Below are 14,141 nucleotides of genomic sequence, written 5' to 3'. Positions count from 1 at the left end.
CAGTCTTGAGACATGAACGAATTCAGCGAGTACAACGTCAAGAAGCTGCGTCGCACCAACAAGGGCCGGGTCGTCGCGGGCGTCTGCTCGGGCATCGGTGAGTACGTCGGCGTCGACGCGAACCTGGTCAGGGTCGCCCTCGCCATCGCCACCCTGTTCGGCGGGGTCGGCGTCGGGGTGTACGCGATCGGCTGGCTCCTGATGCCGTCCGAGGAGCGGGACACCTCGATCGTCCAGGACCTGATCAAGCAGCAGCAGCAGAAGAACGCCACCGACTGGACCGGCGAGCACAAGCCGCAGCAGTGATCAGGCCGGCGCCTGGGCGGGCACTTCCTGGGCATTACGGTCGTCCCGGGACTCGGTCCACATCAGGGCGAGCACGGCCGCCGCGATCACTCCGGTGATGCCGGAGAGTGCGACCACCAGCTCAGGACCGAGTCTCTCCGCCGCGAACCCGCCGACCAGGATCCCCAACCCCTGGACGGCCATCAGCCCCGACTGCACCAGCCCGAAGGCCTGGCCACGCCGCTCCGGCGGCACACTCTGGACGAAAGCCGCATTCGCTGCGAGCTGGTACGCCCCACCGATCCCCGACAGAACCCATGCGGCCAGCACCACCGCGAGCGGCGGCCGGAGCGCCGTCACCGCCAGGGGCGCGCAGCTCAGCATGGCCATCCAGCCCATCAGGCGCAGCCGCCGCGCCGGCGTCACGTACCTGCTGAACAGGAAGGCGCCCACCACCGTGCCCGTCGGCATCGCGGCCATCAGCAGACCGGTGATCACGGGCACCGACAGCGTCCCCGTGGCGAGTTCGGCGGCGTAGGGCACGGCGATGCCCTCAGGAAGGATGTAGAAGCCGCACAACCACGCGAACAGCACCAGTGTTCGCAACCTGCGCGAGCCGAAGACGAGTGAGGCTCCCGCCCTGGTCATCGCCCACATGGACGGCTTCGCGCCCCCCTGGTCGGCGGCCGGCCGCGGACGTACGCCCGAGACCAGGATCAGGGCCGAGGCGAGGAACGTGGCCGCGTCGAGAGCGAGCGCCCGGTAGGGGCCCAAGGTGGCGATCACCGCTCCGCCCGCAGCGAACCCCAGCATCTGTACGGCCTGGTTCGTCATGTTCTGCAACGCGGAGCCGACGACGTACCGGTCGCCTTCGAGCACCTCGGGCAGCAGCGCCGCGCGCGCGGCCGAGAACGGGGCACTGAGCAGCACCACGAAGAACACCAGCACGCACAACGCCCAGAACGGCATCATCGGCAGCGCCATCACGCCGACCAGGACCGCGCGGACGACGTCGCAGGTCATCATGACGCCCCGGCGCGCGAACCTGTCGGCCAGCCCCGCCAGCAGCGGCCCCCCGACGATCGACGGGAGGTACGTCAGCGCGTAGACGGCCGCGGTGGCCAGGGCCGAACCGGTGCGGGAGTAGACGAGGACGGCGAGCGCGACCTGGGCGAGCTGGTCACCGAGCAGGGACAGGCCCTGGCCGTACCAAAGCGCCCGAAATTCCCGGATGGCGATGACCTCGCCGTAGGTGGCCTGATCTGTCTCGGCACGGCGATGCCGTCCCGGCGGCCTACCTGCCTGCATGGCCCCCATTGGACTCCGCTGTGCCTGACTCACCGTGTTCGCTATGTGACCTAAGGTGCCCGATCATGAGGCAAGGCGCAACCCAAAGAAGTCAACGAGAAGCAAAGGGTCACCAGCCCAGTTCGTGAAGTCTGTCATCACTGATCCCGAAATGGTGTCCCACCTCGTGGACAACAGTGATGCGCACCTCGTTAACGACTTCCTCTTCTGTCCTGCATATCTGGCATATGGGATTGCGGTAGATCTCGATCCGGTCGGGCAGGACACCTGAGTACCAGTCGCCGCGTTCTGTGAGGGGGACACCGGTGTACAGGCCGAGCAGGTGGGGCTCCGGCGGATCATCGACGACCGTGACGACGACGTTGCTCATGACGCGGGTGAGCTCGGCGGGGATCGTGTCCAGAGCCTGGGCCACGAGCTCCTCGAACTTCTCCCGCGAAACCTCGATCACGCATGCCATTCTGCCCTGCCGGTCAGGTATGCAAGAAACTGTATGAAGTTCGTTGACAGGTCGAAAGCAGTCATTCGGTCGCGCGCGACAAGGGTCGTGGCGGTGCTCATGGTGGCCGCCGCCGGCGCCTGGCTGGGCATATTCCTGAGCGGCACCGTGCACGCCCAGGTCGGTCCCGTCGAGACGGGCATGTCGCTCAGGCCCGCCTGGCGCGGCGAGACGGTCGTCGACGCCAGCCCTCTCGGCACGCTGACCTTCCGGACCCACGACGCCCCGCTCAGGCTCCGCATCACCCTGGAGAACATCGACCAGGAGCGCGCCAAGGCGCTCATCGAGGACCCCAAACTGGCCGACCGCCTGCCGGGCCTCATCGAGAGCGACCTCCTGGACGGCGTGCGGGCCCTGGCGGTCCGCAGCATGCTCTGTGCCGGGGCGGGGGCCCTGATAGCCGTCCTGATGGTCTACAGGCGCCCCAGGACGGCTCTGGTGGGCCTCCTGGCGGCCTCTGTGGGCCTCGCGGGCACCGGGGCGCTCGCCGCCCTCACGTTCCGTCCGAGCTCGCTCGTGGAGCCGCGCTACTCAGGGCTCGTCGCCGCCGCGCCGTCGCTGGTGGGCAGCGCGGAGTCGATCGTGACGAAGTTCGAGTCGTACCGGTCGCAGCTCACCAAGCTCGTCACGAACGTCTCGAAGCTGTACGACACCGTCTCGACCCTGCCCCTGTACGACGCCGACCCCAAATCCATCCGCGTCCTGCACGTCTCGGACATCCACATCAACCCCATCGCCTGGAACGTCATCCGCTCGCTCAAGGACCAGTTCGCCGTCGACATGATCATCGACACCGGCGACATCTCGGACCACGGGACCAAGCCGGAGAACAAGTTCGTCGACGAGATCAGCCGCCTCGGGGTGCCGTACGTGTACGTACGGGGCAACCACGACTCCATGATCACGCAGAGGGCGGTCGAGCGGCAGAAGAACGCCGTGGTCCTGGACGACCGCGTGGAGAAGGTCGCGGGCCTGCGCATCTACGGCCTGGGCGACCCTCGCTTCACCCCCGACAAATCGGTGGCCGTCGACTCGGACCCGGACGCGCTCAAACGGTTCGCCCGCGCACGCCTGGCCAACGTGGACAAGGCGGACGTGGTGGCCGTCCACGACCCCGACGTCGGCCGGGGGTTCAGCGGGGCCGCGCCCATGATCCTGGCCGGTCACACGCATGACCGCTCGACGTCCATGCTGCCGTCCGGCTCGCGCATGCTCGTCCAGGGATCGACCGGCGGCGCCGGCCTTCGGGCGCTCGAACACGCCCAGCCCACGCCCGTACAGGCCTCGGTCCTGTACTTCGACCGCGAGACCAGACGCCTGCGCGCCTGGGACGACATCACGCTGGGCGGGCTGGGGGAGCAGTCGGTGTACATCCAGCGTCACGTGGAGGCCGACCCACAACGTATGATTTCTCCGGAGCCAACGAACGCCCCGTCTCCAACGGGATCGATCATCGGCACCGCGTCACCGACCGCCGGTCAGCCACTTTGGCATCAGGGGCAATCGTCCCCTATGCTTCAGAGGTCTCCGACGGAAGGCGACAGGGAATCCTGAGCCCCCATCGTCTAGCGGCCTAGGACACCGCCCTTTCAAGGCGGCGGCACGGGTTCGAATCCCGTTGGGGGCACTTGCGAGCGCTTGGCGCACCGCGAACCGGCTGGTCGAAAGGCCACCGGAAAGCTGGTAAGCTAAGCGAGCGCAAACAGAAAGAAACGCAAGAAACGCAAGGTCCTGTAGAGCAGTTTGGAGTGCTCGCCACCCTGTCAAGGTGGAGGTCGCGGGTTCAAGTCCCGTCAGGACCGCTCTGGGTCAGGTAGCTCAGTTGGTACGAGCGTCCGCCTGAAAAGCGGAAGGTCGGCAGTTCGACCCTGCCCCTGACCACCAGCTTTGAACAGCAAGAAAGCCCCGAAGCGATTATCGCTCCGGGGCATTTTTGTGTCCGCTGACGGCAACCCTGAAGGCAACGTCGGCATACGGCTCCTGATTTTCGGCTCCTAGGATCCGAACGTGTCTGAATACAGGTGGCCCGACGAGGGGCCCGGATTCGCCGAGCGGGTGCGCCATGCATGGACCGCGACACGTCAAGCTCTACCGGTGGGGACGCGAGTGACGGGAACGGTCGTCGGCCGGCGGCCTTTCGGGGTGTTCCTGCGGCTCCCCGGTGTTCCTGACGCGATCGGACTCGCGGAGATCGTCGGGATGCCTGCCGACTGCGAGCTTCCTAAGATCGATGCGGTGATCGAGGGCAAGGTCATCGGGCACGCCGAGCACAACCATCAGGTGAGAATCGGAATGGTTGGACACAAAGACGTCCCGGAGTGAAGACTCCGGGACGTCAAGAGAACGGGATTGCTCTACGCCAGGGCGTCACCGAGCTTGCCGAGAGCCTTGCGCTTCTCCTCCAGGGAGGCGTGCGCGTAAATCGTCATGGTGACCTCGATGTCGCTGTGGCCGACGATCTCCCGGACGATGTGCGGCGGGACGCCGAGGTCCAGGAGGAGGGTCACGCAGGTGTGCCTCATGTCGTGGAGGCGCATCTCACCGAGGCCTGCGGCCTGGCGGACGGCTCCCCAGCTTCGGCGGAGATCTCGGGCAGCGGGATCGTGCGCTCGGAGTTCTCCGTCTTGGGGCGGACGAACCGGAGTTCGCCACCGACGCGCTGGAGGGTCTGGACCACCTCCAGAGTGCCCGCGTCGAGGTCGACGTCCTTCCAGCGAAGGCCGAGCAGTTCCCCTCGGCGCAGGCCGAGGCAGAGGGCCAGGACGTACAGCGCGTGGAACCGGTCCTCGCGAGAAACCCTCAGCACGCGTCGCGCCTGCTCGGTCGTCAGACCACGGTTGACCTTGTACGAGGGAACGGAGACCGTGGCTAGCTTCGAGACGTTTCGAGGGATGATCTCCTCGCGTACGGCCCGTTCGAGTGCGTTTCGGAGAACGGCGAGAATGGACTGGATCATTCGCGTGGACAGATGTGAACCGCAGCATTTCGGGGTCTTGAGAGCGCAGCACGTGGGCCGCTCGCGGGAGGCGTCCCATCCATGCCTGCAGCACTGGCATTCCCTACGAACCCGGTTGATGAAGACCCGGACATCCTGAGCGGTCAGCTTGCCGAGGCGCTTCTTGCCCAGGCCGGGAATGAGGTGGATGCGGACGACGCCCTCATAGCCCTGGTAGGTCTTGGGCCGCCGCTCCTCCTGGACAATGTGCGTGAGCCAGTAACTAAGGAACTGGGCCAGCGTCCAGCTTTCCGAGGCAACCGGGATGCCCTGATCGGCTTGTGCGATCAGCTTGGTGAGCTTCTTCATGGGTGTGGCCGTACGCGCGGACGCGCTTGTATGTGCCAGCTGTCGTGAGGACGAAGGCGGCCTCTCTCCCATCGGCCGTCCTTCCGTTGATAGATCGTCCCTTCGCCATTCGAGCGCTTACGAGAGCGGTGATGGGTCCGGCGCTTGGGTTCCTCTTCAGGGGGGCGCGCACGGCCTCGGTCATCAGGCCACCTCCGCCAGGGTCTTGATGCACTCGGTCAGGGCTCCGGCTTCGATGAGGCGGCGGCGGCCGCCGGACCGGGCGGGCGTGCGGCCTCTTCGGGCCGATCCCACCCGACCGGCCCACCGCACATCGAGCGCAGGCTCAGTGACGCCGGGGGAGCCTGACCACAGACAGCGCCGGAGTGCCGCAAGACCGCCATGAGCAGCGACAGTGAGCTGTTTTCATCCTCGGTGGACCCATGAAAGAGCCTCAGTGAGGGCGTATCCCAACTCGTCCCTGGCCGGCAGCGTGGATGCGCAAAATTCGGGTTTCCCTGGTAGGGCATGACGAACAACCTGGTGCTGGGCCGGCTCAGCGTGGTGCAGGCGGCGTTGAGCCTGCTCTCACCCAGGCGTGCAACGGGACGTGATCAGACCACGTGCTCCGGGCGTAATCGACGAAGCATTTCCTTACGCGGCCCTCGCCGGCGAACACGTAATCAATCTTCCGCCTGCGGGTCACGTAGGTCCAGCGCCGGCGCGGGTCGCATTCGTCGCGGCCCTTGTAGGCCGCGGCGGCGTCGCGCGGCACAAGGTTGAGGTCGCCGCCGATCACACCCCGGCCGAGCTTGAACAGCTCACGCAACTGGATGTGCCGGTAGGGCCTGCCCTTCTGCCTGTCGTCGTAACTCGATCCCGACGAGAAGTGCGCGGTGCAGAACGCCCGGTCGGCCGTGCAGACGGCGTACCTGCGGGCTCCCCACGGCGGTGAGGTCAGCGGGTGCACGACGAGGCCGGTGTCCGCTCCGGCCACGGCCAGGGTGACGCTCAGCACCCCACGCGGCCTGCCGTTTCTGTCAGGCAGGCACTGGTACGGGGAACCGTCCGAGTACTTCAGCCCGGCCGACCGGACGCTCCAATTCCGGCCGGTACGGCGTTCGAGCTCGTGTTCCAGGTCGGCGTCGGCGCCCGTGCAGAACTCCTGAAGGAAGACCACGTCCGCCTCGGTCGCCAGCACTGCCACGTGCCAGGCCAGCTCGGCGTTCGAGCGGCGAAAGAGCGCGCACCCGGCGTTGGTGCCCGCACAGACGTTCCACGTCATCACGTGGAGGAGAGGGGGCTGTGCCTGTACGGACAGGTTCGGGAACAACAGCCCGGCGATCACGAGCTGGCTGATCATCATCACAGAGCTCCCTCCACACATGATCCGAGCCGTCGCAAGACCGCTCAACCGGCATATCTGGCAATCAGGAGCCTATGGGTCTTCATGGGGTCAGACCCGTGCGTACGAGCTGCCGAGAGCCTCTTATGCCAACCCGTCCCGGTTCTCTCCTGCTTGATCGGCCCGATCAGGTTGGAAAAGCCTCAGTGTGGACGGCTGATCTGTTCGAGCGCGGCGCCGCTGGGGACGTAGGTGGCCAGCCGCGGGCCGAATGGCACGGAGAATTCCGGCTGATTGGTTCGCTTATGGCTGTGGTTACTGTGAGTCGGGCGCGGCTCCACACAGGTAGACCGACTGTTCCAGCAGTTCCGGCGTCACCTTGACCCCAGTCAGGTACTCGGCCATCGCGAAGAACGACTCACTGCTGTGTGCGGCGTCGAATTCGACCTGCCGCGCGATCTCGGTGAATTCCTCATCCCATTTGGTGAAGGAGTCGATGTCGGAAAAGCTCGGCTCCAAGGCCAGACGCTCCTGGCCGTCTTCCATCCAGAGGAAGTCTTCCCGCCCGTTGACATTGCGGAAATGGGAGACCAGCCGGGTGCCCGCCGACAGCCGTCCGGCGATGCTGGGGAGAACGCCCATGAAGCCGTTGGGTTCGACGATGAACGCCCAGTCACCGATGGGTGCGACCCCGAAGAAGTGGCCATATCCGGAGCGGGACCTACCGAGGTCGGAGACCCCTGCCTTGATCAGCTCCTTGAGCCCCATGGGCGGAAAGCCTTCGGCCCCAGTCCGGGCCAGGACCTGCTCAGGTGCCAGCCCGCGAACGAGGGTGAAACAGCATGCCTCCCGAAGATCGGTGTACTGGTCGTGGATGAACCGGCCGAAGGTGAACCAGGCGTAGTCAGCGGCAGTCGCGATCACGCCGACATGCTGCCAGCCGAGAATGACAAAAAGTGGCTGCCGCGTGGCTTCCGTTCCTCGGGGCTGGCGGCCCTGCGGTACGGGTCCACTTGCCACCGAAGGACGAGGGCTGAGCACCGACCTTGCTGACGGGAGTGCTGACGACGGCCTCGGATGAGTGTGGACGGAGGTGGACTGGCTGCCTCCGTTTCTGCCGCTTGATCAGGCAACCACGAGCCTGGTGGACGTCTGTGGACGATCGTGTCCTCACTCGTGATGAAGTGTTCGGCTGGGGCCGTGACGATCGCTGACTTCGGCACCCGCCGTCCTGGCGGGGGCGATCGGCTGCTGCGGACCGACTCTGTCGGTCCTTGCCATCGGGCACCCGGGGGATCCGTGACGGCAACGCTGACGGCAACGTCGGCCACCAAGCTCACACGAAGGGCACCACGGACGGCCAGCTGACTCGTGGTAGCAGATGGGGAGCAGGATGATTGCTACACCTGAAAAGCGGAAGGCCGGCAGTTCGACCCTGCCCCTGACCACCAGCTTTGAACAGCAAGGAAGCCCAGAACGGATTACCGTTCGAGGCTTTCGGATCTTCCCTGACAGCAACGTCTTGCGTCAGGCTCTACGCCGACGTTGCATCTGTTCGACAGAGAATATGCAGTCGTCAGTAAATTAGCCCTACACTTCTACCGGTGAGTGAGGGGGGCTAGCTCCATAGGGAGGCGACCGTCTTCCAATGCTGCAAGCCGGACACGCACTCGCCTGGTGTGTGGCCGACCCGACTGGCTGTCGGGCCGACCGAGTCGGGTGGTGCCCAGCCTCAGAGCTCCCGCAGGAACCTCAAAATGGCCGCTGTAAGGCTTCCCAGAGCCGCGACGGCCTTTAAGGCTGGCACCATCCACGCCCGCTCATCTGCCGGCCGCTTCCGATGCTTTCTCGGCATCGCCTTCACCTCCTTCCTCCTGCGGCAGGAGTGCCGCTGCAGCGGGCACCCCTTGGGAGTCGGGTGTGACAAGCAATCATTTGATGAGCATGAGCAAATCATAGAGACAGCCCAAGATCTTCGTATCAAGTCGCTGGCTCTGTTCCGCCGCCGCGAATAAAGCGCCAGGTAGCAGGTCTTCCTAGGGCCATGTCGAAGAGCATTGTTATCTAAGCGTGTCCCCGAGCTTGCGAAGGGCGCTGCGCTTGTCATCGAGCGACGTATGGGCATAGACGGTCATGGTGACTTCGATGTCGCTGTGGCCGACGATGTCGCGGACGACCTGGGGCGGGACGCCGAGGTGGAGCTAGAGCGTCACACAGGTGGCGGAGGTCGTGGAAGCGCATCTCGTCGAGGCCAGCGGTCTTGCGGATCGCTCCCCAGCTTCGCCGTAGGTTGTCCGGCTCCATCGGGGTACCGCAGCGCGAGGGGAAGACCGGGCCGTGTTCTGTCCACTCCTCCCAGTGGTCTCAGCAGCCCTTCGGCGTGTTCCTGCGCCTCACGGGTGTTCCTGACGCGAGCGGACGGTGGGGTGAGGCACTTTCGTCGGCCGTGGGATGAGAACCGCAGGGACGAGTACGCGAGGTGGGGCACGTCGGTGTACCACCTCGCTGTCGATGCGTCGGGAGAGGTTCGGCGTCAGGTTGAGGTGTACGCCAGTGGCGTTGTCCTTGACTACGACGAGGAGCACGATGAGGACCAGTACGGCGGGTTGACGTACGCCGAGCTGGACCTTGGTGAGTTCGCGTCTTTCGAGGTCACCGAGCAGGAATTCCTGGGGGATCTTGCCGGGTTGGTGCCGATCAACCGTTGAGCCTGAGTGGCCGACGGGGTGGCGTCAGAGGCGCACGAGTGCGGACGTTCGTGGATCTCGCCTTACTCCGCCTTCGGGGGCGTTGATCCCGGTCTGCTGTGTTACCTGTGGGCTTGATCGGTAGGGTGGCCGGCCATGGGTGTTCTCGTCGACTACTTCACGGTGGACTCCGACCAGTCCGCCCGGCTGGCTCTGAACACTGGGCCGGAGGGCATGAACCTGCCGTTCGTCGACTGCAAGGGATGGCTCGACGGGCTCGACTCGCTGGTCGCGGAGCTCAGCGGACGCGATCTCAGCGAGTTCGGCGACAGCGAGACCGTCGTGGACGACGGCGAGTCGGCGGGCGTGGACCGGGCAGCGCCCGAGACCGTTGCCGCGCTCGCCGCCGTGGACGACGTGAGGCTGAGTGAGTACGCCGAGGAGGAACTGCTCGACGAGTTCGAGGTCCAACGCATCACGGCCTTGCGGGACCTGGCCCGCGAGGCGGTACGGCTCAATCAGGGCCTGTATCGCTGGACGTGCGTCTGAACGCCTGGAACAACTCCTCGCGCAGCGCGGGAGGCAGCTTGCGGCCCATGTCCAACGGACTCACCAGCGCCTGATCGTCGTTCTGTGCCAGGGCCGTGTCAGCAAGGAACTCCAGGCTGAAGCGCGCCTTGTTCCGCTGGCGGGCGTCCGGCCACTGCTCCACCAGGGGCAGCACCGCGGCCACACGCGCGCTGATCCGGTCGAGGAGCGCGTAGCCGGGCAAGCCGGGCCAGCGCTGCGCCTGCAGGTCGATGTGGTGGAAGGCGACGTAGTCCAGCTCCGCGCCGGTGAGGTCGTTTCCGCTGAAGTCGTTGCGCTCCCTGCCCAGCGCGGTCTGGTCCTGCATCGGGCGACCCCAGAAGTTGACGTTCTGTACGCGACCGCGGAAGACGCAGTCGACGAACTCTGCCTCGAAGGTGTGCGTCTGGTCTCTCAACCGGGACCGGTCGAAGGTGCACCTCTCGAAGCGGACGTTGCCGAAGAACGTGGAGTACGGGAAGCGGGTGCGCCGAAATACGCAGTCGCGGAAGACCGACTGAGGCCAGTGGACGCCGTCCCATGTTCCTTGCCTGCAGGTCGTGGCCATCGACAGACGTTCGAAGACGACGTCCGTGAAGTCGCATTCCTCGAACTCGCTGCTGTGAACGGTGAACTCGGCGAACCGCGTTCCGGAGAAGTCCACGTCCACCAGCCGTGCCTGATCGAAGGTCACGCTCGACACTCCGGCCGGCAACTCGAACCGCTGACCGCGAAACTCACCGCGCGCGATGCACGTAGGATCCCATCCCTCCGGACTCGGATGGAGGCTGAGCTGCTCGAACGTGCTCATGCGCGCCACCTGCCACGGCTGCGATCGGAACACGTGTCCGCGGAGCGTCTCCTCATGCCGGGAGGACTGGCTGCGACGGTGGTCGCTGAGAGGAACAGGTCATGCATAATGCGGAGTCTGGCAGTCCCATCCGACAAACTGCGGGACGGCGGATTCCGGCCGCTGATCACCAGGGCCTCCCCATGTGCGCAGCCACCGCAGGCCGATCGAATGCCGCGGGTGGAAGACGACCGCCTCGTGCTGCTCTCAGTGCGCGTTCTCAGCCGCGGTGAATTCCTCGATGGAAGCGAAATTGGCTCTCTCAGGGAGTGCGGGCAATGTCCAGGTCAGTGAGGTCGGCGCTGTCGCCCTCTCAATTGCCGTCGTCCCTGCCTTGCCATCGAGTGTGAAGGTGCAAGATCGAATTCGTCCGCGCGAGTGCCGTCTGAAGATCTCTGCTCTGATATTGAAGGTACGTGAAATCGTGAGACTCACCTGGAATGCGGCCTCCCGCACCTACCTCGGGCCTGCACATCGATGCGTCGAGGACGACATCTACATGAGTTCTTTCCTGTTCGCCATCGCCGACGGCCGAAGAGGGCGAGCTGATGGCGACGCTGCCTGCCGTCTCGTGACCGAAGCCTTGCGGAGGTACGATCGCGAAATCGACCCGTCTGATCTGACAGCCATTCTTGAGCGTGCGATCTACTCGGCGAACGAGTCCATCCGGCAACAGATCGAGGCTCGACCCGAGCAGGCGGGCATGGGCGCCGACCTGGTGACCATGGTGTGGTCTGGGACCATGGCGGCCTTTGCGAACATGGGCGATACGCAGGCGTACGTCGTGCGGCGAACAGAGGACGGGACCGCTGAGCTCATCTGGACGACCGAGGGGCACGCCCACGGTATGGCTGAGGCCGACAGCCTGCCGATGCCGCCGGAACGGATCTCGCACTTCCTCGACGGACGGCCCGAGGGGCACGCCCCTGGCCTGGTAGCCCTCGGTCTGTCCGCCGGTGACCGGATCCTGCTGTGCACGGGCGGACTCGGCGCGGTGGTTTCTCACGCGCTCCTGATGGAGAGTCTGAGTGGGCCAGGCGGATCGCCAGAAGCGGCTGATCGTCTCGAAGCCATTGCTGCGGAGCGCGCTGGTTCGGACGACATCACTCTGATCGTCATCGAGTTCGTCGATTTCGAGGTGCATCGGAAGGAATACACGTTCAGTGATTAGTGGCGTCGCATGAATCGTTGGAACGCGATGTTTGAATTGCGGCGGCTGCGGTTCCCGCATCGGCCGGGCCGGGTGGCGGAGTGGTGGGGATCAGGGGTGGAAGAGGGTGTTGAGTTCGCCGAAGTCCAGGGAGTCGGCCAGGGCTTCGTAGGTGCCGGCGGTGAGGAGTTCTTCGGCGGCCTTGCGGGCGGCGGTGTAGGCGGTTTGGGCGAGGGCGGTGCCCAGGCTGATCCGGCGTACGCCTGCCTGCGTGAGTTCCGCGACCGTGGGGCCGCCGGCGACGGCCATCGCGTTGACCGGGAGCGGGGACTCGGCGCAGAGCGTGGCCAGCGCGTCGAGGTCGAGCAGGCCGGGGACGAAGATTCCGTCGGCTCCGGACTCGGCGTAGGCCGCCGTGCGCCTGATCACTTCGGTCAGGCGGCCGGAGGAGGGGCCGATGGCGAAGAGGAAGACGTCGGTGCGGGCGTTGACGAAGAGTCCGGGGAGACCTGCCGAGGCTGCCGCCTCCCGGGCCGCGCGGAATCTGGTGGTCTGGTCGGTGAGGTCGAACAGCGGGCCGCCGACGGCCTGGGAGTCCTCCAGGTTGACGCCCACCGCGCCGGCCTTCGCCACCGCCCGGACGGTCTGGGCGACGTCCTCGGGGGTGGGGCCGTAGCCGCCCTCGACGTCGACCGTCACGGGTACGTCGACGGTGTTCACGATGCGTCGGGCGGTTTGCAGCATCTCGTCCCGGGTGAGGTGCTGGCCGTCGCCGCGGCCGAGGGACCAGGAGACGCCGCCGCTGGTCGTGGCGATGGCCGAGGCCCCGGCCGCGGCGATCACGGCGGCGCTGGCGGCGTCCCAGGCGTTGGGGAGGATCAGGACGGAGTCGGTGCTGAGCTTTCTGAACAGATCGGCCTTTTCCGTCGCCGTCGCGGCAGTGGCGGGAGAGTTGTCCACAGGCATGTGCGTGACCGCCTTCGGGGTGTTCGGAGTCCGGCACCATGGCTCGGTGGGTGCCTGCTCCGGGATGTTGCCGGGCGGAGGAGTAGGCGTCCATTGATTAAGCTCTGACCGAATCGTGGACGCTCTGGAGGCGGCATGAAGGCGCGGCTGGCCTTTTCGGTGAACGATCTGGCCGAGACCCGGTTCGCGGTCTCTCCCATGTGGGAGGTCGTCACGAGTTGCCGGGTGCTGGCCGGGGCCACGGTGGCCGATCCTCATCGTGGGTGGGCCGAGCAGGTGCGTCCGCGGCTGGCGGCGGCGGGGCTCGATCGTGGGTGGCTGGCCGACATGGTTCCGTCCGCCGGTCACCTTCCCGACTTTCTCAATCCGACGACCGCGTCCCATGAGCTGCCCGACGAGCTGGCGGCCATCGAGGCCGGCGACCCGGAGCGGGTTCGGCGGGACCTCGACCTGTTGTCCGGCGAGCGGGGCGGCCGGTTGTCGCCCCGGCTGCGCAACCTGCACCGCGACCCTCGGACGTACCTGCCCAGGGTCGTCGCGGAGATCGAGGCGTACTGGGAGCTCGCGATCGCGCCCTACTGGGCGCGGATCCGGTCGGTGCTGGAGGCGGACGTCTTCCATCGGGGGCGTCAGGTGGCCGAGAGCGGTACGGCTCGGACGCTCGACCAGCTGCACCCCACCGTGCGCTGGGACAGCGGAGGGCTCCAGCTGGCGCAGCGGCACTGTGCCATCACCAGGATCGAGACCGGGGCGGGGCTGCTTCTGGTGCCGTCGGTCTTCGCGTGGCCGCGGGTGCTGACGCGGTCCGTCCCGTCGGAGCCGCCTCAGCTCGCCTATCCGGCCCGTGGGATCGGCGTGCTGTGGGAGTCGCGCAGGCACGCGCCGATGGACGCCCTCGCCGCCGTGATCGGCCGGTCCCGGGCGTTGCTCCTGGCCGAACTGGATTCGCCCGCCTCCACCACCGAGCTGGCCGAGCGGTCGGGGCTTTCCGCGGCGGGGGTGTCGCAGCATCTCACCGCGCTGCGGGCCGCCGGGCTGACCAGCACCCATCGGGCCGGCCGCACGGTGTTCTACGCCCGTACGGGGCTCGCGGACGCTCTGCTCACGGCTCAGGTGTGAGCTTGAAGGCCGGCTGGTTCCGGGGGCGTTCGCGCGACCGGGGCCGGGCCTGGTCAGCCGGGGGTGCGGTGTGAGGCCGCGA

Annotated in this window: 15 protein-coding genes and 3 tRNA genes; 10 read left to right on the top strand and 8 right to left on the bottom strand. The window is 66.5% G+C overall.

Features of this window, described 5'->3' with window-relative positions; genetic code table 11:
- Positions 1-12: 12 nt before the first annotated feature.
- Positions 13-306 (top strand): PspC domain-containing protein, encoded by a 294-nt coding sequence (locus tag ACIA8R_RS51165; RefSeq protein WP_357709940.1) that lies wholly within the window; start codon positions 13-15, stop codon positions 304-306.
- Here ACIA8R_RS51165 and ACIA8R_RS51160 read toward each other — a convergent pair whose 3' ends face one another.
- A complete protein-coding gene (locus ACIA8R_RS51160) occupies positions 307-1,593 on the bottom strand; it encodes an MFS transporter (protein ID WP_357709938.1) in 1,287 nt (428 codons plus the stop codon).
- 109 nt (positions 1,594-1,702) lie between these two features.
- Entirely contained in the window at positions 1,703-2,053 is a 351-nt protein-coding gene (locus ACIA8R_RS51155) for a metallopeptidase family protein (RefSeq protein ID WP_397045324.1), read from the bottom strand.
- An 87-nt stretch (positions 2,054-2,140) separates the two neighbouring features.
- On the opposite strand from ACIA8R_RS51155, the gene ACIA8R_RS51150 reads away from it, so the two are divergent.
- The 5 genes from ACIA8R_RS51150 to ACIA8R_RS51130 all read left to right on the top strand — a co-directional run bounded on the left by ACIA8R_RS51150 (position 2,141) and on the right by ACIA8R_RS51130 (position 4,414).
- Positions 2,141-3,646 carry a metallophosphoesterase gene (locus ACIA8R_RS51150; protein WP_364101293.1) on the top strand — a complete coding sequence of 502 codons (1,506 nt, stop codon included), beginning with the start codon at positions 2,141-2,143 and terminating at the stop codon, positions 3,644-3,646.
- Positions 3,647-3,719 (top strand) — tRNA-Glu (locus tag ACIA8R_RS51145).
- Positions 3,720-3,819: 100 nt separating this feature from the next.
- Positions 3,820-3,894, top strand: a tRNA-Asp gene (locus ACIA8R_RS51140).
- Positions 3,895-3,899: 5 nt separating this feature from the next.
- A tRNA-Phe gene (locus tag ACIA8R_RS51135) sits at positions 3,900-3,976 on the top strand.
- A gap of 123 nt (positions 3,977-4,099) precedes the next feature.
- On the top strand, positions 4,100-4,414 hold the full coding sequence (locus ACIA8R_RS51130) for a hypothetical protein (RefSeq protein WP_397045322.1): 315 nt from the start codon (positions 4,100-4,102) through the stop codon (positions 4,412-4,414).
- Between the two features lie 32 nt (positions 4,415-4,446).
- Here the strand turns inward: ACIA8R_RS51130 and ACIA8R_RS51125 are convergent, their stop codons facing one another.
- The 4 genes from ACIA8R_RS51125 to ACIA8R_RS51110 form a co-directional block, all read right to left on the bottom strand.
- A complete protein-coding gene (locus ACIA8R_RS51125; protein WP_397045320.1) occupies positions 4,447-4,629 on the bottom strand; it encodes a tyrosine-type recombinase/integrase in 183 nt (60 codons plus the stop codon).
- On the bottom strand, positions 4,611-5,396 hold the full coding sequence (gene xerC / locus ACIA8R_RS51120) for a tyrosine recombinase XerC (RefSeq protein WP_397045318.1): 786 nt from the start codon (positions 5,394-5,396) through the stop codon (positions 4,611-4,613). Before xerC ends, ACIA8R_RS51125 begins: the two co-directional genes overlap by 19 nt.
- Before the next feature lie 535 nt (positions 5,397-5,931).
- Complete coding sequence (locus ACIA8R_RS51115; protein ID WP_364101287.1) at positions 5,932-6,741, bottom strand: endonuclease/exonuclease/phosphatase family protein; 810 nt, start codon at positions 6,739-6,741, stop codon at positions 5,932-5,934.
- A gap of 294 nt (positions 6,742-7,035) precedes the next feature.
- Entirely contained in the window at positions 7,036-7,644 is a 609-nt protein-coding gene (locus ACIA8R_RS51110) for a DUF6461 domain-containing protein (RefSeq protein WP_397045316.1), read from the bottom strand.
- Positions 7,645-9,119: 1,475 nt separating this feature from the next.
- Between ACIA8R_RS51110 and ACIA8R_RS51105 the strand changes: the two genes are divergently transcribed.
- Both ACIA8R_RS51105 and ACIA8R_RS51100 read left to right on the top strand, forming a co-directional pair.
- Entirely contained in the window at positions 9,120-9,428 is a 309-nt protein-coding gene (locus tag ACIA8R_RS51105) for a hypothetical protein (protein ID WP_397045314.1), read from the top strand.
- A 135-nt stretch (positions 9,429-9,563) separates the two neighbouring features.
- The gene (locus ACIA8R_RS51100; protein ID WP_397045312.1) at positions 9,564-9,956 is read left to right on the top strand and encodes a hypothetical protein; all 393 of its coding nucleotides are present in this window, start codon (positions 9,564-9,566) and stop codon (positions 9,954-9,956) included.
- Here the strand turns inward: ACIA8R_RS51100 and ACIA8R_RS51095 are convergent.
- Positions 9,922-10,785, bottom strand: a complete 864-nt coding sequence (locus tag ACIA8R_RS51095) for a pentapeptide repeat-containing protein (RefSeq protein ID WP_397045310.1) — start codon at positions 10,783-10,785, stop codon at positions 9,922-9,924. The two genes, ACIA8R_RS51100 and ACIA8R_RS51095, sit on opposite strands and share 35 nt — an antisense overlap.
- A gap of 280 nt (positions 10,786-11,065) precedes the next feature.
- Here ACIA8R_RS51095 and ACIA8R_RS51090 point away from each other — a divergent pair, with 280 nt between their 5' ends.
- Positions 11,066-11,995: a PP2C family protein-serine/threonine phosphatase gene (locus ACIA8R_RS51090; protein ID WP_397045308.1), complete on the top strand. Its 930-nt coding sequence runs from the start codon at positions 11,066-11,068 to the stop codon at positions 11,993-11,995.
- A gap of 90 nt (positions 11,996-12,085) precedes the next feature.
- Here ACIA8R_RS51090 and ACIA8R_RS51085 read toward each other — a convergent pair whose 3' ends face one another.
- Entirely contained in the window at positions 12,086-12,934 is an 849-nt protein-coding gene (locus ACIA8R_RS51085) for an isocitrate lyase/phosphoenolpyruvate mutase family protein (protein ID WP_397045306.1), read from the bottom strand.
- A 141-nt stretch (positions 12,935-13,075) separates the two neighbouring features.
- Here ACIA8R_RS51085 and ACIA8R_RS51080 point away from each other — a divergent pair, with 141 nt between their 5' ends.
- The gene (locus ACIA8R_RS51080; protein WP_397045304.1) at positions 13,076-14,059 is read left to right on the top strand and encodes a DUF5937 family protein; all 984 of its coding nucleotides are present in this window, start codon (positions 13,076-13,078) and stop codon (positions 14,057-14,059) included.
- Positions 14,060-14,141 lie beyond the last annotated feature (82 nt).

The sequence above is a fragment of the Nonomuraea sp. NPDC051191 genome (genome assembly GCF_044455665.1).
Classification (GTDB): domain Bacteria; phylum Actinomycetota; class Actinomycetes; order Streptosporangiales; family Streptosporangiaceae; genus Nonomuraea.
The sequence above is the reverse complement of the archived record's forward strand: the minus strand, read 5'-3'. Positions and strand labels throughout refer to the sequence as shown.